At 70.9% G+C, this 17,092-nt stretch carries 18 protein-coding genes; 13 read left to right on the plus strand and 5 right to left on the minus strand.

What is annotated here, in order from left to right; translation table 11 throughout:
* Positions 1-195: 195 nt before the first annotated feature.
* From VA596_RS50145 to VA596_RS50155, 3 genes are read left to right on the plus strand one after another with little or no spacing between them, the layout of a single operon-like run.
* The gene (locus tag VA596_RS50145) at positions 196-1,167 is read left to right on the plus strand and encodes a sugar kinase (protein ID WP_323337903.1); all 972 of its coding nucleotides are present in this window, start codon (positions 196-198) and stop codon (positions 1,165-1,167) included.
* Positions 1,164-1,922, plus strand: coding sequence for an IclR family transcriptional regulator (locus VA596_RS50150; protein WP_323337904.1), 759 nt, complete (start codon positions 1,164-1,166; stop codon positions 1,920-1,922). The genes VA596_RS50145 and VA596_RS50150 overlap by 4 nt, the downstream gene beginning before the upstream one ends.
* Positions 1,922-2,305 (plus strand): RidA family protein, encoded by a 384-nt coding sequence (locus VA596_RS50155; protein WP_323337905.1) that lies wholly within the window; start codon positions 1,922-1,924, stop codon positions 2,303-2,305. Before VA596_RS50150 ends, VA596_RS50155 begins: the two co-directional genes overlap by 1 nt.
* A 36-nt stretch (positions 2,306-2,341) precedes the next feature.
* Here the strand turns inward: VA596_RS50155 and VA596_RS50160 are convergent, their stop codons facing one another.
* The 3 genes from VA596_RS50160 to VA596_RS50170 form a co-directional block, all read right to left on the minus strand.
* Positions 2,342-3,340, minus strand: a complete 999-nt coding sequence (locus VA596_RS50160; RefSeq protein WP_323337906.1) for a 1-aminocyclopropane-1-carboxylate deaminase — start codon at positions 3,338-3,340, stop codon at positions 2,342-2,344.
* Positions 3,337-3,942: a GntR family transcriptional regulator gene (locus VA596_RS50165; RefSeq protein ID WP_323337932.1), complete on the minus strand. Its 606-nt coding sequence runs from the start codon at positions 3,940-3,942 to the stop codon at positions 3,337-3,339. Before VA596_RS50165 ends, VA596_RS50160 begins: the two co-directional genes overlap by 4 nt.
* A 524-nt stretch (positions 3,943-4,466) precedes the next feature.
* Positions 4,467-4,826 (minus strand): DUF1844 domain-containing protein, encoded by a 360-nt coding sequence (locus tag VA596_RS50170; protein ID WP_323337907.1) that lies wholly within the window; start codon positions 4,824-4,826, stop codon positions 4,467-4,469.
* 206 nt (positions 4,827-5,032) lie between these two features.
* Here VA596_RS50170 and infC point away from each other — a divergent pair, with 206 nt between their 5' ends.
* The 7 genes from infC to VA596_RS50205 all read left to right on the plus strand — a co-directional run bounded on the left by infC (position 5,033) and on the right by VA596_RS50205 (position 12,406).
* Positions 5,033-5,650, plus strand: coding sequence for a translation initiation factor IF-3 (gene infC, locus VA596_RS50175; protein ID WP_285997959.1), 618 nt, complete (start codon positions 5,033-5,035; stop codon positions 5,648-5,650).
* 67 nt (positions 5,651-5,717) lie between these two features.
* Positions 5,718-5,912 carry a 50S ribosomal protein L35 gene (rpmI, locus tag VA596_RS50180; protein ID WP_323337908.1) on the plus strand — a complete coding sequence of 65 codons (195 nt, stop codon included), beginning with the start codon at positions 5,718-5,720 and terminating at the stop codon, positions 5,910-5,912.
* Between the two features lie 68 nt (positions 5,913-5,980).
* Positions 5,981-6,355 carry a 50S ribosomal protein L20 gene (gene rplT, locus VA596_RS50185; RefSeq protein WP_323337909.1) on the plus strand — a complete coding sequence of 125 codons (375 nt, stop codon included), beginning with the start codon at positions 5,981-5,983 and terminating at the stop codon, positions 6,353-6,355.
* Positions 6,356-6,378: 23 nt separating this feature from the next.
* Positions 6,379-7,167, plus strand: a complete 789-nt coding sequence (locus VA596_RS50190; protein WP_323337910.1) for a TrmH family RNA methyltransferase — start codon at positions 6,379-6,381, stop codon at positions 7,165-7,167.
* Between the two features lie 724 nt (positions 7,168-7,891).
* The gene (gene pheS, locus VA596_RS50195) at positions 7,892-8,956 is read left to right on the plus strand and encodes a phenylalanine--tRNA ligase subunit alpha (protein WP_323337911.1); all 1,065 of its coding nucleotides are present in this window, start codon (positions 7,892-7,894) and stop codon (positions 8,954-8,956) included.
* A complete protein-coding gene (gene pheT, locus VA596_RS50200) occupies positions 8,956-11,520 on the plus strand; it encodes a phenylalanine--tRNA ligase subunit beta (RefSeq protein WP_323337912.1) in 2,565 nt (854 codons plus the stop codon). The genes pheS and pheT overlap by 1 nt, the downstream gene beginning before the upstream one ends.
* A gap of 514 nt (positions 11,521-12,034) precedes the next feature.
* Positions 12,035-12,406, plus strand: coding sequence for a hypothetical protein (locus tag VA596_RS50205; RefSeq protein WP_323337913.1), 372 nt, complete (start codon positions 12,035-12,037; stop codon positions 12,404-12,406).
* Here VA596_RS50205 and VA596_RS50210 read toward each other — a convergent pair.
* Positions 12,390-13,079: a DNA alkylation repair protein gene (locus VA596_RS50210; protein WP_323337914.1), complete on the minus strand. Its 690-nt coding sequence runs from the start codon at positions 13,077-13,079 to the stop codon at positions 12,390-12,392. The genes VA596_RS50205 and VA596_RS50210 overlap by 17 nt on opposite strands.
* Before the next feature lie 193 nt (positions 13,080-13,272).
* On the opposite strand from VA596_RS50210, the gene VA596_RS50215 reads away from it, so the two are divergent.
* From VA596_RS50215 to VA596_RS50225, 3 genes are all read left to right on the plus strand, one after another.
* Positions 13,273-14,856 carry an alpha/beta hydrolase gene (locus VA596_RS50215; protein ID WP_323337915.1) on the plus strand — a complete coding sequence of 528 codons (1,584 nt, stop codon included), beginning with the start codon at positions 13,273-13,275 and terminating at the stop codon, positions 14,854-14,856.
* A 203-nt stretch (positions 14,857-15,059) separates the two neighbouring features.
* Positions 15,060-15,560, plus strand: a complete 501-nt coding sequence (locus tag VA596_RS50220) for a helix-turn-helix domain containing protein (protein ID WP_323337916.1) — start codon at positions 15,060-15,062, stop codon at positions 15,558-15,560.
* Positions 15,561-15,641: 81 nt separating this feature from the next.
* A complete protein-coding gene (locus VA596_RS50225; RefSeq protein WP_323337917.1) occupies positions 15,642-15,998 on the plus strand; it encodes a hypothetical protein in 357 nt (118 codons plus the stop codon).
* A gap of 26 nt (positions 15,999-16,024) precedes the next feature.
* Here VA596_RS50225 and VA596_RS50230 read toward each other — a convergent pair whose 3' ends face one another.
* Positions 16,025-16,987: a helix-turn-helix transcriptional regulator gene (locus VA596_RS50230; protein WP_323337918.1), complete on the minus strand. Its 963-nt coding sequence runs from the start codon at positions 16,985-16,987 to the stop codon at positions 16,025-16,027.
* Positions 16,988-17,092: the final 105 nt, after the last annotated feature.

Below are 17,092 nucleotides of genomic sequence, written 5' to 3' on the forward strand. Positions count from 1 at the left end.
AGCGGAACCGCCAGTCGATCCGCTCCTGGCGGAGGGTGTCGAGTGCGGCGGTGTCGATCGAGCAAGGGGCGGGTGTGTTCATCGGCGGCGACCTCGGTTGCGTATGTTGCAACGACTGTTGCGCATTTTGAGTGCCATAGGTGTAGCATCCGGGTCGGCACAGGTCAACGGGAAGATGGACAGGGGAGACGGAAAGTGACAAGCGGGCCCGAAGTGCTCTGTGTCGGCGAGTCGATGGCGCTGTTCGTGCCCGCCGAACCCGGCCCGCCGGACGAGGTGCGCCAGTGGACGCGGACCATCGGCGGCGCCGAGTCGAACGTCGCCTGTCACCTGCCCGCCCTCGGCGTCCCGAGCGGCTGGGCGAGCGCGGTCGGCGACGACCCGTTCGGCCGCGCGATGCTGCGGGAGATCGCCGCCGCCGGCGTCGACGTCAGCGCGTGTTCCGTCGACCCGGTGCGCCCCACCGGCCTCTACGTCAAGGAAAGCGGCGCCGGCGGCAGCCCGGTGCGCTACTACCGCGCCGGCTCGGCGGCGTCCGGGATGGGTCCTGAGCTGCTGGACCGCCTCGATCTCGACGGCGTCCGCGTGCTGCATCTGTCCGGGATCACCCCGGCGCTGTCGGACAGCTGCCTCGCGCTGGTGCGCGCCCTGCTGGACCTTCCCCGCGGCGACCGGCTCGTCTCCTTCGACGTCAACCTGCGCCCCGCCCTGTGGGCCGGCCGCGATCCCCGCCTGCTCGCGGAGCTGGCCGCCCAGGCCGACATCGTGCTGACCGGCGACGACGAAGCCCAGCACGTGTGGGGGACCGGCGACCCGGTATCGCTGCGGGCCCTCCTGCCGGGCCCGCGCACGCTCGTCGTCAAGCACGGCGAACGCGGCGCGACCCTGGTCGAAGGCGAGCCGCTGTTCGCGCCGGCGCTGCGGGTCGACGTCGTCGAGCCGGTCGGCGCCGGTGATGCCTTCGCCGCGGGGTTCCTGGCCGCGACCCTGCGTGGCGCGTCACCACTGGAACGGCTGCGGCGGGGGCATCTGCAGGCTGCCGCCACCCTGCTCACCCACGACGACGTCGGCGTGCCGCTGCCGCGCACGGTCGTCGATACCCTGCTGCACGCGGACCCGGACGAGTGGAGTTCGGCGCGGCTGACCGGAGAGGGTGTGCTCATTTGAGTCAAAGTCTCGACCGGGCGCTGACGCTACTCAACTCGATCGCCAAGGACGCGCGCACCCTCGACGACCTCGCCGAGGAGATCGGCGTCCACAAGTCGACGGTGCTGCGCCTGCTGCGCACCCTCGAGCAGCACCACTTCGTCCGCCGCGAGGGCACCCGGTACTACCGGCTCGGCAGCGCGATGTTCGACCTGGCCAACCAGGCGCTCGACTCGATCGACGTCCGGCGCAGCGCCCAGCCGGCGCTCGCCGCGCTCAACGCCCGCACCGGGCACACCGTCCACCTGGCCAGCTACGACGACGGCGAAGTCGTCTACATCGACAAGTACGAGGGCCGCCACTCGGTGCGGATGTACTCCCGCGTCGGCAAGCGCGCGCCGCTGCACTGCACTGCGGTGGGGAAGGTGCTGGTCGCCGCGATGCCGCCCGCACGCCGCGAGGAGATCGCGCGCTCCATGGAGTACCCGGTGCTGACGCCGAACACGATCACCTCGGCCGAGGACTACCTCGCCGAGCTGGACCGCGTGGCGGAGCTCGGGTACGCCGTCGACAACGCCGAGCACGAGGACTTCATCCACTGCGTCGCGGCACCGGTGCGCGGGGCGGACGGCGAGGTGCTGGCCGCCGCGTCGATGTCGGTGCCGAAGGTGCTGCTCGACTACGAAGGCCTGCTCGCGCTGGTCCCGGACCTGCGGGCCGCGACGAACGAAGCTTCCGTCCACAGTGGATGGACGGGGAACGGAAAGGGGCACTGATGAGCAAGACGGCAGTTTCCACCGAGAACGCGCCGAAGCCGCCGGCGAAGTTCTCGCAGGCCGTCCGCAAGGGGAACCTGCTGCAGGTCGCGGGCCAGGTGGCCTTCGACCCGGCCACGAACGAGATCGTCGGCGACGACGTCGCGGGCCAGACCCGGCAGACGTTCAAGAACATCGAAGCCGTGCTCAAGGAGGCGGGCTCGAGCCTCGCCGACGCGATCATGGTCCGCGTCTACCTCACCGACACCGCGCACTTCGCTCCGTTCAACGAGGTCTACAACGAGCTCATCGGCGAGGGCCCGCACGCCGCGCGCACGACGGTGTACGTCGGCCTCCCGGGCGAGCTGCTCGTCGAGATCGACGTGCTCTGCGTGCTGGACTGAGCTTTCGGTGGGCCGGGTTTCCTCCGGCCCACCGGTTCAGCCCAGGACGCTCGTGTAGCCGTTGATCGCGGGCTGGCCGCCGAGGTGGGCGTAAAGCACGTTCGAGCCTCGTTCGATTTCGCCCCGGCCGACCAGATCGATGAGTCCCGCCATGGACTTGCCCTCGTACACCGGGTCGGTGATCATGCCCTCCAGCCGGGCGCACGTCTCGATGGCGTCCACAGTGGACGCGTCGGGGATGCCGTAGATCCCGGCGTGGTACCGGTCGTCCAGCTCGACGTCCGCGATGTCGCCGGCACCGATCAGCTCGGCCGTGTTCCTCGCGATCCGCGTGACCTGCTCGCGCGTCTCGTCCGGCTTGGCGGAGGCGTCGATGCCCAGGATGCGCCGTTGTTTACCGCTTAGTGCGGCGCCCGCGACCATCCCGGCCTGGGTGCTGCCGGTGACCGAGCAGACGATCACGGTGTCGAAGAAGACGCCCAGCTGCTCCTCCTGCTGTTCCAGCTCGGCGATCCAGTTCGCGAAGCCGAGCCCGCCGAGCCGGTGGTCCGACGCGCCGGCCGGGATGGCGTACGGCTTCCCGCCGCCGGCCTCGATCTCGGCGACGGCGTCCTCCCACGCCTGCTTGAACCCGATGCCGAACCCGGCGTCGACCAGCCGGACGTCCGCGCCGAGGATCCGCGAGAGCTGGATGTTGCCGACCTTGTCGTAGAGCGGGTCGTGCCAGTCGACCCAGCTTTCCTGCACCAGCACGGCCTTCAGCCCGGCGCGCGCCGCGGCGGCCGCGACCTGCCGGGTGTGGTTGGACTGGACACCGCCGATCGAGACAAGGGTGTCGGCTTTGTGTGCGAGCGCGTCCGCGACGAGGTACTCCAGCTTGCGGGTCTTGTTGCCGCCGTACGCGAGCCCGGAGTTGACGTCCTCGCGCTTGGCCCAGACCTTCGCGCCGCCGAGGTGCTGGGTGAGGCGTTCGAGGGGATGCACCGGCGACGGGCCGAAGAGCAGGGGGAAACGCGGGAAGTCGGCCAGGGTCATCGGTCCTCCAGCAGGTCGGTCCAGATGGTCGAGATCACGGAGACCGCGGTGGCGGTGTCGTGCTTTTCCAGGGCGTCGATGAGCTTCGTGTGGCGTTCCACCGAGTTCCAGGCGAGCGCCGAGCTGAACCGAGCGTGTTCCAGGCGGCGCAGCAGCGGGGTGTAGCGGTCGAGGGTGGCGGCCACGGCGGTGTTGCCGGCCAGCCGGACGGGGACGTCGTGCAGCTCGTCGTCCGCCCGGACGGCGGCCGCGATGTCCCCGGCTTCGATGGCCTTCGCGAACCGGTCATTGGCCGCCCGCATCACGGCGACGTCCTCCCGGCGAACGTTCGGCACGGCTTGGCGGACGGCGAACTCGTGCAGCAGCCGGACGATCTCCCGCGCATCGGTGACGTCGGGGGACATCACCTCGGAGACGCGGGTGTAGCTCTGGGGTTTCGAGTCGACGAGACCCTCTTCGGCCAGACGCAGCAGGGCCTGACGCACGGGGGCCCGCGACAGCCCGAGCTGCTCGGCAAGGTCGGCGTCGCGCAACGGGGCCCCGGGCTTGAACGTGCCATCGACGATCGCGTGGCGGATCCGGTCGTACGCCTCGTCACGCATCAGGGGGCGGGTGACCTTCGAGAGACTCACATCTAACATTTTAGATGTCAGGTGGCTCGCCCGGCAAGAACTCCTACTGAGCCGAGCGTTCACGCGGTGGCCGCCGAGCCGCCCTCGTCATCCACGGCCACGAGGTGAGCGGTGGCCTGAGCCGGTCTCGTCACCCACGGGCACCCCGTGAGCGGTGGCCCGCGCCGGCCTCGCCTTCCACAGGCACTCGGTGAGCGGTGGCGTGAGCCGGCCTCGCCTTCCACAGGCAGCCGGTGAGCGGTGGCCCGAGCCGGTCTCGTCACCCACGGGCACCCCGTGAGCGGTGGCCCGAGCCGACCTCGCCATCCGCAAGCACCCGGTGAGCGGTGGCCTCAGCCGGCCTCGCCATCCACAGGCACCCCGTGATGTGGACAACCAAGCCCGGGCCCCCGCCTTTTCCGAGTTCCGTCGGACACCCCCGATAAACTGGACTGGGGACGCCCCCCGGAGAGGGCGGGGGCTGGGTTGGGCGGGGCCCGCCCGGGGAGCCGCGGTCAGTAGACGGGGCCGGTGTACTTCTCGCCGGGGCCCTGACCAGGGGCGTCGGGGACGGCGGACGCTTCGCGGAAGGCCTTCTGGAGCGACTGCAGGCCGTCGCGCAACGGGCCGGCGTGCAGCCCCAGGTACTCGGCGGAAGCGGTGACGAGCCCGGCCAGCGCGGTGATCAGGCGGCGCGCTTCGTCGAGGTCGCGGTGCGGGGACGTCTCCGGGTCGGCGTCGGCGAGGCCGAGGCGTTCGGCGCCCGCGGACAGCAGCATGACGGCCGCGCGGCTGATCACCTCCACGCTGGGGATGTCCTCCAGGTGGCGCGCTTCGGGGGAATACGGGGGCTGTTCGGAGGGTTGATCTGACACGTCTGGTACCCTTCCACGAGCGACCAGCCCCCGAGCGATCGGGGGCGGCAAGTGGAGCCCCGCTCCCACCCGCGTCACCGTACAGGCGTCCGGGTCCGGTCTCGCCCGGACTGCAAGTCCAGGGTGAAGTGCCCGGCTTAGCGGCCGGGTGCGATCGGAAACAGAGTGGGCCCCGCACACCGCATTGGTGTCGGGGCCTTCGCTATGTGGGCACCAGGTCGAACGAGAACAGGAAACATTCCTCGGACCAAGGAGGCCCCATCAGCTCCGAGACACGCATCAACGACCGAATCCGGGTGCCGGAGGTCCGACTCGTCGGGCCCGCCGGTGAACAGGTCGGCATCGTCCGGATCGAGGATGCGCTGCGCCTGGCGCAGGAGAACGATCTCGACCTCGTCGAGGTCGCGCCGCAGGCCCGCCCGCCGGTGTGCAAGCTCATGGACTTCGGCAAGTTCAAGTACGAGAGCGCGCAGAAGGCCCGCGAGTCGCGTCGCAACCAGCAGCTGACCGTCATCAAGGAACAGAAGCTGCGCCCCAAGATCGACCAGCACGACTACGAGACCAAGAAGGGTCACGTGTCGCGCTTCCTGGCGGCGGGCAACAAGGTCAAGGTCACGATCATGTTCCGCGGTCGCGAGCAGTCCCGGCCGGAGCTCGGCTACCGGCTGCTGCAGAAGCTCGCCGAGGACGTCACCGAACTGGGCTTCGTCGAGTCTTCGGCGAAACAGGACGGTCGCAACATGATCATGGTGCTGGCCCCGCACAAGAACGTGAAGCCGAAGGCCAAGGCCGAGCCGGCCCCCGCGCCGGCCCCTGAGGCGTAGGCGCCGACCAGCACAGTCAGCGGCTCACCGGAGTCTCCGGTGAGCCGCCGCACGAAAGAGGACTGAAATGCCGAAGATGAAGACCCACAGCGGGACGTCCAAGCGGATCCGCGTCACGGGCACGGGCAAGCTGCGCCGTCAGAAGGCCGGTCGCCGGCACCTGATGGAGAAGAAGTCCAACCGCCTCACCCGCCGGCTCGAAGGCACCACCGAGCTCGCGAAGTCCGAGGCCGGCCGGGTCAAGCGCCTTCTCGGCATCTGATCCCGCAGAACTTGCTGTAACCACCCGGGGCGTCTCGTCGCGCCCCCCGAGATCGACAGGATGGACCCGTGGCACGCGTCAAGCGGGCGGTCAACGCCCAGAAGAAGCGTCGCGCAACTCTCGAACTGGCCAGCGGCTACCGCGGCCAGCGTTCGCGGCTGTACCGCAAGGCCAAGGAGCAGACGCTTCACTCGCTCAACTACGCCTACCGGGACCGCCGTGCCCGCAAGGGTGACTTCCGCCAGCTGTGGATCACCCGCATCAACGCGGCCGCCCGCGCCAACGGCGTGACCTACAACCGGTTCATCCAGGGCATCAAGGCCGCGGGTGTCGAGGTCGACCGCAAGATCCTCGCGGACCTCGCCGTCAACGACGCCGCCGCCTTCTCCGCGCTGGCCGAGCTCGCCAAGGCCAACGTGAACACCGAAGCGAAGTCGGCCTGACCGGCAGCTTTCCCCGGCCCGGGGTGGATCCGTTCACCGAACGGACCCCCCGGGTCGTTGCTGCGCGCAAGCTGACCCGGCGCGCGGACCGCGATAAAACCGGCCGGTTCCTGGCCGAAGGCGCCAACGCGGTCGAAGCCGCGCTGGCCGCCGGTGGGGTGCACGAGCTCTTCGTGACGGCCCGCGCGGCGGCCCAGCACGCGAACCTGGTGGACGAGGCCCGCGCGGCCGGCGTCCCGGTCTCGCCGATCACGGACCGTGCGGCCGACGGCTTGTCCGAAACCGTGACGCCGCAAGGCATCGTGGCGGTGTGCGCGCTGCTCGACCGTCCACTGGAGACGGCCGTGACCCCGGCCGCCCGCCTGGTGGTGGTCCTCGTGGACGTCGCCGACCCGGGCAACGCGGGCACGGTGATCCGCGTGGCGGACGCGGCGGGCGCCGACGCGGTCGTCCTGGCGGGTGACACGGTCGACCCCCACAACGGCAAGTGCGTCCGAGCGGCGGCGGGCAGCCTGTTCCACGTCCCGATCACCCGGGTCCGGGACGTCCCGGCGGCCCTGGCCGCCTGTTCGGCGGCTGGCCTGCGCACGTTCGCGGCCCACGGCTACGCCGACGCGGAACTCGATCGGGTGGACCTCACCGAGCCGACGGCCTGGGTCTTCGGCAACGAGGCCCACGGCCTGCCCGACGACGTCCTGTCCGCGACCGACCTCGCGGTCCGCATCCCGCTGTACGGCAAGGCGGAGAGCCTCAACCTGGCCACAGCGGCGGCGGTGTGCGTCTACACGACCGCAATGGCCGCCCACCGCTGAGCGGCTTCGGCCTCCGCAATGCCTGCCCGCCGCTGAGTCACGCGGTCCCGCCCGCCTCGGCGGCTACTACCGCCGCCGTTCACCGGCTCGCTGCGTTCGCTTGCTCGCGGTGATGGCCGCTGCTGCCGCCGTGTACCGGCTCGCTGCGTTCGCTCGCTCGCCGTGATGGCTACTGCCGCCGCCGTTCACCGGCTCGCTGTGCTCGCTTGCTCGCCGGATGGCTGCTGCCGCCGCACTGCAACGGCCTGCTGTGCTCGCTTGCTCGCCGTGATGGCTGCTGCCGTAGCTCGATCGGCCCTCGCCCGCTGGGTGGTCGCCCGCAGCGATCCGCCTCCATCGTCGTATGGCCTGCCTTGCCCCCTCTCGCAAATCCGTCGTCGTTCCGTCCGCCGTCGTCGCCCTCCCGCGTCGCGGCTCGCCCGTCGCCCGCCCCGTCTCACCCGCCCGGCGCGGCCCTTTTCGCGGCGTCCCGGCGGTCGATCAAGCCGGTGTCCGCTCACCGGGCACGCGCCGGGCGCCGACCAGCAGTTCACTGCCTGCGACCGGATTCCCGGCCACCCGGCCTGGTCATCGTTCAGGCCTGTCAGGCCCTCCACCGGCGCGGCCCGAGGGCGACCACGGGCACCGCGACCCGATCCCATAGACTTTTCTTGCCTTTGACCTCTCGTGCGCCGCGTTGTCCGGCGGAGCACGAACGACCAGTCCCAGCGGACGCCGAGGAGTTATGTCCGGAGCCAAGGAGAAGGAAGCCCAGGGCGGCGCGGTTCTCGCCCCCGAGACGCTGCAGGAGGCCGTCAAGGCCGCCGAAGCGGCGTTCGCCGCCGCGACCGGGCTCGATGTGCTGGCCGAGGTCAAGCCGGCGCATCTCGGTGACCACTCGCCCCTGCTGCTGGCGCGCCGCGAGATCGGCGCCCTGCCCAAGCAGGAGAAGGCCGAGGCGGGCAAGCGCGTCAACGAGGCTCGCCAGGCCGTCCAGTCGGCCTTCGACAGCCGCCGCGCCGAGCTCCAGGTGGAGCGTGACGAGCGCGTGCTGCGTGACGAGGCCGTCGACGTCACCCTCCCGTGGGACCGCGTCCCGCGCGGCGCCCGGCACCCGATCAGCACCATCTCCGAGCGCGTCGCCGACGCGTTCATCGCGATGGGTTACGAGGTCGCCGAGGGCCCGGAGCTCGAAGCCGAGTGGTTCAACTTCGACGCCCTGAACTTCGGCAAGGACCACCCCGCGCGCCAGCTGCAGGACACCTTCTACGTCGGCGAAGAGGACTCCGGCCTGGTGCTGCGCACGCACACCTCGCCGGTCCAGGCCCGCACGCTGCTGCACCGCGACCTGCCGGTGTACGTCGTGTGCCCCGGCCGGACGTACCGCACCGACGAGCTCGACTCGACGCACACCCCGGTGTTCACCCAGGTCGAGGGCCTCGCGGTGGACAAGGGCATCACCATGGCGCACCTCAAGGGCACGCTGGACGCCTTCGCCCGCGCGATGTTCGGCGAGAGCTCCAAGACCCGCCTGCGCCCGCACTTCTTCCCGTTCACCGAGCCGTCCGCCGAGGTGGACGTCTGGTTCGAGGAGAAGAAGGGCGGCCCCGGCTGGGTGGAGTGGGGTGGCTGCGGCATGGTCAACCCGAACGTGCTGCGCGCCTGCGGCGTCGACCCCGAGGTGTACTCGGGCTTCGCCTTCGGCATGGGCATCGAGCGCACCCTGCAGTTCCGCAACGGGATCCCGGACATGCGCGACATGGTGGAAGGCGACGTCCGCTTCACCCTTCCCTTCGGAACGGAGGCGTAGTGCGAGTCCCAGTCAGCTGGCTGACCGAACACCTCGACGTGGGCAGCGAGGTCACGCCGCAGGACCTGGCCGACGCGTTCGTGCGGATCGGGATCGAGGTCGACGACCTCAGTGAGCTCGGGCCGGTGACCGGCCCGCTGGTCGTCGGCCGCGTGGCCGAGATCGAGGAGCTGACCGAGTTCAAGAAGCCGGTCCGCTTCTGCCGCGTCGACGTCGGCGAGGTCGCCGAGGACGACGACGAGCCCGAAGACGACGACGAAGACGAGGACGACGAAGAGTCCGGCGAGTTCGACGAGGGCCCGCACGGCATCAAGACCCGCGGCATCATCTGCGGCGCGCGCAACTTCACCGAGGGCGACCTGGTCGTCGTCGCGCTGCCCGGCGCGGTGCTGCCGGGCGACTTCGCCATCGCCTCCCGCAAGACCTACGGCCGCATCAGCGACGGCATGATCTGCTCGGCGCGCGAGCTCGGCCTCGGCGAAGACCACACCGGCATCCTGGTGCTGCCGCCGGGCACCGCGAGCCCGGGCGACGACGCCCAGGAGCTGCTCGCCCTGAACGACACGGTGATCGAGCTCGCGCCGACCCCGGACCGCGGCTACGCGCTGTCGATCCGTGGCCTCGCCCGCGAGCTGTCGAACGCCCTCGACGTGCCCTTCGGTGACCCGGCGCTGCTGGAGGTCCCGGCGGCCGAGGGTGACGCGTGGCCGGTCCACGTCGAGGACCCCGAGGGCTGCCCGCGGTTCGTGCTGCGCCGGGTCACCGGCCTCGACGCGACCGCGCCGACCCCGTGGTGGATGCGGCGGCGGCTGATGCTGGCCGGCATCCGCTCCATCTCCCTGGCCGTCGACGTCACGAACTACGTGATGCTCGAGCTCGGGCACCCGCTGCACGCGTTCGCGACCAAGGCCGTCCAGGGCGATCTGGTGGTGCGCAAGGCGAAGCCGGGTGAGAAGCTGACCACTTTGGACGACGTCGAGCGCACCCTCGACCCGGACGACGTGGTCATCGCCGACGACAGCGGCGTCATCTCGCTGGCCGGCACCATGGGTGGCGCGAGCACGGAGATCACGCCGGAGAGCACCGACGTGCTGCTCGAGGCGGCGCACTGGAACCCGGCCTCGATCAGCCGCACCGCCCGGCGCCACAAGCTGTTCTCCGAGGCGGCCAAGCGGTTCGAGCGGTTCACCGACCCGCAGCTCTGCCCGGCGGCCGTGGAGCTGGCTGCCCGCCTGCTGCGCCAGTACGGCGACGCCGGTATCCGCCCCGGCCGCACCGACGAGGGCACGGTCGAGCCGAACCCGCCGGTCGTGATGCCGATCAACCTGCCCGACCGCATCGCGGGCGTGAGCTACCAGCGCGGCGTGACCGTGCGCCGGCTCAGCCAGATCGGCTGCAAGGTCTCGGTCAGCACCGGCGACGACGGCACCGGCCAGGTCACCGCGATCCCGCCGAGCTGGCGCGGCGACCTGCGTCAGCCCGCCGACCTCGTCGAAGAGGTGCTGCGGCTGGAGGGTTACGACAGCATCCCGTCGGTCCTGCCCGCCGCCCCCGCCGGCCGCGGCCTGACCGACGCCCAGCGGCGCAGCCGCAGTGTCTCGCGGGCCCTGGCCGAGGCCGGGTACGTCGAGGTGCGGCCGTTCCCGTTCGTCGGCGACGCGGTGTGGGACGCCTTCGGGCTGCCGGAGGACGACGTCCGCCGCAACGCCGTCGTGGTCCGCAACCCGCTGGAGGCCGATCGCAACAAGCTGGCCACCACGCTCCTGCCGGGGCTGCTGGACACGTTGCAGCGCAACGTGTCGCGCGGGATGAAGGACGTCGCGCTGTTCCAGGTCGGCCAGGTCGTGCTGCCCGCGCCGAACCCGCTGAAGATGCCGGACCTCGGCGTCGACCGGCGGCCGACCGACGAGGAACTGGCCGTGCTCGAGGCGGCCGTGCCGCAGCAGCCGGTGCACGTCGCCGTCGTGCTCGCCGGCCAGCGCCACCGCGCGGGCTGGTGGGGCGGCGGCGAGCAGGCGAGCTGGGCCGACGCGGTGCAGGCCGCCCGGACGATCGCCGAGGCCGCCGGGGTCGAGCTGACCACGCAGGCCACCGACCTGCCGCCGTGGCACCCGGGCCGCTGCGCCCAGCTGCGGGTCGGCGACTGGCCGGTCGGGCACGCGGGTGAGCTGCACCCGAAGGTCGTCGAGGCGCTCGGCCTGCCGCCGCGCACGGTGGCGATGGAGCTGGACCTCGACGCGATCCCGCTGCCGGATTCCCGCCCGGCGCCGAGCGTGTCCGGCTACCCGCCGGTACTGCTCGACGTCGCACTGGTCGCGGCCGCGGACGTGCCGTCGGGCGACCTCGCCGCGGTGCTGCGCACCGGCGCGGGCGAGCTGCTCGAGGACATCACGCTGTTCGACGCGTACGCGGGCGAGCAGGTCGGCGAGGGCAAGAAGTCGCTGGCCTACAAGCTGCGCTTCCGCGCACCGGACCGCACCCTGACGGTGGACGAGGCAACAAAGGCCCGCGACGCCGCAGTCGCCGCGGCAGGCGAACGCTTCGAAGCAACCCTGCGCGGCTGACACCCTCGCGCAAGGCAGTCGTTGTCGAAGAGGGGCCGGGAAACCGGCCCCTCTTCCACCTCCGGCCCAACCCGCCGGGTCCATCACCGCGGTGACCAGCACAACGCGACACCAACCGATCCGGGCACGACCCGCCCGAGCACCAGCCCACCAGCCCCACGCGCCGACCGCCCAGGCACACGAGCCGACTCTCCGGGCACCCGAGCCGACGATCGGGGAACGTGAGCGGACCGTCCGGTCACGCGACCTGACGGTCCCGGTGCGCGAGCCAACATTTGAGTACCCGAGCCGACCGCCCAGGTACCCGAGTGGACGCTCCGGGCACCCGAGCCGACCGTCGGGGTACGCCAGCCGATCCTCGGGCTGCGCGAGCCACCTGCTTGGCTGCGCGAGCTGCCTGTCCGGCTGCGCGAGTAGACCACCCAGGAGTGCGAGCCGCCTGTGCGAGCTGCTTGCCCAGCTGATTGAGCTGCTTGTCTGGCTGTGCGAGTCGTCTATCCGGCTGCGCGAGTAGATGACCCAGGAGTGCGAGCTGCTTGCCCTGCCGCGCGAGTCGGCTGTCTGGCTGCGCGACTCGGCCAACCAGGAGTGCGAGCCGTCGGCCCGGGTGCGTGAGCCGACCGTCCAGCTACTCGAACAGGCCGTTCTGGCACGTGAATGGACCATTCGGGCCAGTGAACCGACATCCCGGGTACGTGAACCGACTGCCCGCGTCGACGAGCCGGCCGTCCGGGTGCGCGAATCGACCGTCCGGGTGGGTGAGCCGACGGTCCCGGCGCGCGAACCGACCGGCCCGGCACGCGAGGCGGCTCTCCAGGTCAACCGAGCGGCACGCGTGGTGGACCCGAACCCGTCGTCCCGCCTGACCTTCACCCGATGTGCTTGAGCGCCTCCCGGCGGGACAGCCCCGATAAGTCCGGGTGATCGTCCACGAAGGAGCGCACCCAGTCCGGTGCGGTCCTTGCGTAGTCGCGCAGTGCCCAGCCGATTCCCTTGCGCAGGAAGAACTCCGGCTCGGCGATCGCCGGTTCGATCGCCCGGGTGAGCAGGTCCGGGTCGGTGTCCTCCTTGGCGCCGACCTGGCAGATGATCGCCGTGCGCCGTCGCCAGAGGTTGGGCTCGGCCGCCCAGTGCAGCATGATCGGCGTGACCTTGTCGCGGGCGGATCGCAGGATCGGGCCCACCCGCCGGATGGCCAGCTCGTCGACGTAATCCCACCAAGCGCCGGTGACGATCATTTCCTCGTACATCGGGAGCAGCCCGGGATCCTGCCAGCGCCGGTAGTCGCGATATCCCGAAAGATCGAGAGCCGCGTAGCGCTCTTCCCGGAATTCGGCTTCCCGCCACAGCGTCAGCACGGTCCCCGAATATGTCACTCGATCGGGCAGTATGTGGTCGGCGAACACCCGCTTGAGGAGCACGCTCCGCTCCGGTTTGGCCACTCCGCGAAACGGCATGGCCGACTTCATGTACGCCTGCATCGCCGGTGCCTTCACCGGATCGGCCAGCTCGGCCAACCCCGTACGGACCGCTTTGACCAGCCGTTCGTCCGCGGTCATCCGTCCTCCCGCCGTGCTCGGTCGCCCGGAGCGTACCCATGGCCACCGACAGTTCCGAATGCCCGGCGGCCGGGCCAGGTACCGACGAAAGGCGGATGGCGGAAGTCGTGGCGGTCAGCGAGATTGTGCAGGGTTGCCGGTAGTTTCGTCGAAATCTGGCGAACTCTGTCGAATGCGGACGAAAAGGACGACTGTGAAAAGAATCGTTGCCGCTGTCGCCGCCGCGGGTCTCGCGGCCGGGCTGATGGCCGCCGCGCCCGCCGCCTCGGCGGACCCCGGGGTGCAGTTCAGCCCCGCGCCGATCGCCTGGGGGCCATGCGACTCGGCGAACCTCAAGGCCGCGGGCGCCGAATGCGGCTTCCTCGAAGTGCCGATGGACTACGCCCGGCCGGGCGGCCAGAAGGTCTCCGTCGCGGTGTCGCGGATCAAGCACAAGACCGCGCAGTCCCAGGGGATCATGCTGGTGAACCCGGGCGGCCCCGGCGGGTCGGGCCTGGGGCTCTCGGTGCTCGGCAAGTACGTGCCGAACCACGCGGGTGACAACTACGACTGGATCGGCTTCGACCCGCGGGGCGTCGGGTCCAGCAAGCCGTCGATCAGCTGCGACGGGAACTACTTCAGCTACGACCGGCCGGCGTACGTGCCGACCACGCCGAAGCTGGAGAAGACCTGGCTCGACCGCTCGAAGGGCTACGCGAACGCCTGCCGCAAGAACGGCGCGATCCTCGACCACATCAAGACGACCGACGTCGCGCAGGACATGGACAGCCTGCGCAAGGCGCTGGGCGAGAAGCAGATCAACTACTACGGCTTCTCCTACGGCACCTACCTCGGCCAGGTGTACAGCACGATGTACCCGAAGAACGTCCGCCGGATGGTGCTGGACGGCAACGTCGACCCGCGGAAGGTCTGGTACCAGGCCAACCTCGACCAGGACGTCGCGTTCGACAAGAACATCAAGATCTACTTCGACTGGCTGGCGTCTTACGACAGCGTCTACCACCTGGGCAAGACCGGCGCCGCGGTGGAGAAGCTGTGGTACGACACCCAGCGCAAGCTCGCCAGGAACCCGGCGGGCGGGGTCATCGGCGGTGACGAGTGGACCGACGTCTTCCTGCAGGCCGGCTACTACGTCTTCGGCTGGGTCGACATGGCCAAGGCCTTCGACGGCTACGTCCACAAGGGTGACTGGCAGACGCTGAAGGCGCTCTACGACGACTCGAACCCGCCCGGCGACGACAACGGTTTCGCCGTCTACCTGGGTGTGCAGTGCACCGACGTCCAGTGGCCGACGAACTGGAACAAGTGGCGGATCGACAACTGGCTGACCTACGCCAAGGCTCCGTTCGAGACCTGGGGCAACGCCTGGTTCAACGCGCCTTGCGTGTACTGGCCGGCGAAGGCGGGCAAGCCCGTCGACATCAACGGCAGCAAGGTCGCCGGTGCCCTCCTCATCAGTGAGGAGCTCGACGCCGCGACGCCGTACCCGGGCAGCCTCGAGGTCCGGAAGCGGTTCCCGAACTCGAGCCTGATCAGCGCGCCGGGTGGCACCACGCACGCCGGCTCGCTGTCCGGGGTGTCCTGTGTGGACGACCGGATCGCCGACTACCTGGCCACCGGAAAGCTGCCGAAGCGCCAGCCCGGCAACCACTCCGACGTCCAGTGCAGCCCGGTTCCGCCGCCGGTGCCCGACGGCGCCGCGGCGCAGAAGTCGGACGGCTCCGCCAAGGCCGCGCAGGAGAAGCAGAGCACTTTGGCCCAGCTGCTGCACTTCTGAGCGCAAACGTCGCAACCCGGTGCCCCGGTCCGGCTCGTCCGGACCGGGGCACCGTCTTGTCCGCCGGTGTCTCATCGTCGCCTCCCGATGACGTGGTGTGGTCGACGAGGACGCTAGGGGAGGGGTCCGACAATTTCGGAGCGGAGTCGGCCGTGAGCAGCGCGTGCCCGAAAATTGTCGGGGGTGCGCGCTAGCTTCGTGGCATGTCGATCATCGAAGAGCGCCGGACCGAGATCCGGGCACAGGAAACCATCTACCAGATCGCGGTCTCGACCAGGACGGACGACGACCGCGGCGAACCGAACACCAGGGTGATGATCACCCTGGAAGCCGGTGGTCCGGGCGGCGAACCGGTCGCCGAGGGCAGTCTCGACCTGGACCTCGACGTGGCCGCGACGGTCGCCGACCTGATCGCGGACGGTCTGCTGTCCGTGGGCGGCGCCGGGCGGTCGCCGCGCCGAAGATCCGCGGGCCGGGCCGCCGCCCAGCAGGGCCGCCCGTGGAACGAGGAGATGGACGCGGAGCTGGAAAGCCGGTGGGTGGCGGGGGAGAGCGTCGCGGAGATCGCGGCGTACTTCGAGCGCACCCCCGGCGGTATCCGCGCCCGGCTGCCGCGCGTGGGCTGCGACCCGGAGAACCCGGGCTGCTACCTGCCCGTGCCGCCCAGCAAGCGCACGGACCTCGACGGGGGTGAACCGGGCTGAACACGGTGGCGGGCCGGTCCCGATGTGGACCGGCCCGCCACCGCGGCCATCCCGTTTTCTTCACCCGAAGGAGTTGTCCTGATGAGTTTCGATCTCGCTGTCTGGCACGAGTCCACGACCGCCGAAGAAGCGCCTCGCAAGTACGCGGAACTGACGACCCTCGAACCGGAGGTCTTGGAGCGCCATCCTCGGGCCGTCGCGTTCCATCGTGACCTGACCGCCCGCTATCCGGAGCTGGCCGATGTGCCGGCCGACGAGCTGGGCAGCTGCCCGTGGGCGACAGCCATGACCGTCGCCGGTGACGGTGTGGTCATGTCGATGAGCTGGTCCTGCTCCGACGCCGTCGTCGAGTACATCCAAGAACTGGCCCGGCGGCACGGCTTGGTCCTGTACGACCCGCAGGACGGCACCGCCTACCCGCCCGGAGCGGCTGCGTGATGCCCGCCGCGGCGAGCTGCGGCCGATCAGGCCGTCACGCCCGCGCCCGTCAGCGCGCGGGTGGCGAGGACCTTCAGGTGCGCCACCAGTTCCGGCGGTTCCTCGACGGTGAACGCACACCCCAGTCCGAGCAGGCGGAACGCCAGCCAGTCCAGGGTGTCCGCGTGGCTGCGCCACCGGCAGCCGCCGCCGTCCAGCGGCACGAGCTCGCCGGCGGCCGAACCGAGCCGCTGCGCGAGCTCGTCGGCCGGGGCCGCCAAGGTGGCCACCGCCTGGTAGGTGGGCGCGAGGTCGTAGAGGCGGTCGAGGACGTAAGCCGCCAGGTCCGTGGCGGGAGGCCGGCGCGGGGAGATGCGCCCGCCGGTCGCCTGGGCGTCGCGGACGCGGTCGGCGCGGAAGACCCGCCAGTCGTCCCGGTCGAGGTCGAAGGCGACCAGGTACCACCGCCGCCCGGCGGCAACCAGCCGCAGCGGCTCGGCCCGGCGCCGGGTCTCGGCGCCGTCGGCCGCGCGGTAGCGGAACCGGACCGTCTCGTGGTTGGTGATCGCGCCGGCGAACGCGGTCAGCTGCGCCGGGTCGACGACGGGTCCGGTGGCCGGCACCGTGACGGTCGCGGTGCCGATCGTGCCCACCCGGCGGCGCAGCCGCGCGGGCAGGATCTGCTCGAGCTTGGCCAGCGCCCGCACGGACGCCTCTTCGATGCCGTCGACGGTCTGGCCGGCGGCGGTCCGCAGGCCCACGGCGATCGCGACGGCTTCGTCGTCGTCAAGCACGAGGGGCGGCATCGCGGTGCCGGCGACCAGCCGGTAGCCGCCCATGACACCCCTGCTCGCCTCGACCGGGTAGCCGAGTTCGCGCAGCCTCTCGACGTCGCGGCGGATCGTGCGCGGGCTGACCCCGAGCCGGTCGGCCAGTTCGCTGCCTGGCCACTCCCGCGGGATCTGGAGCAGCGAAAGCAGGCCGAGCAGCCGCGCCGGGGTGTCCGTCATCGGCACAGCATCCCAACAGCCCCGTTCCCGGTGCCGCGCGGTGGCGGGCACCACTTCCCGGTAATCCTGTTTGTTTAGCCTTGCAAGGGCGTGCATAATCATGCG

This window comes from Amycolatopsis heterodermiae (genome assembly GCF_034929455.1).
Lineage (GTDB): Bacteria > Actinomycetota > Actinomycetes > Mycobacteriales > Pseudonocardiaceae > Amycolatopsis > Amycolatopsis heterodermiae.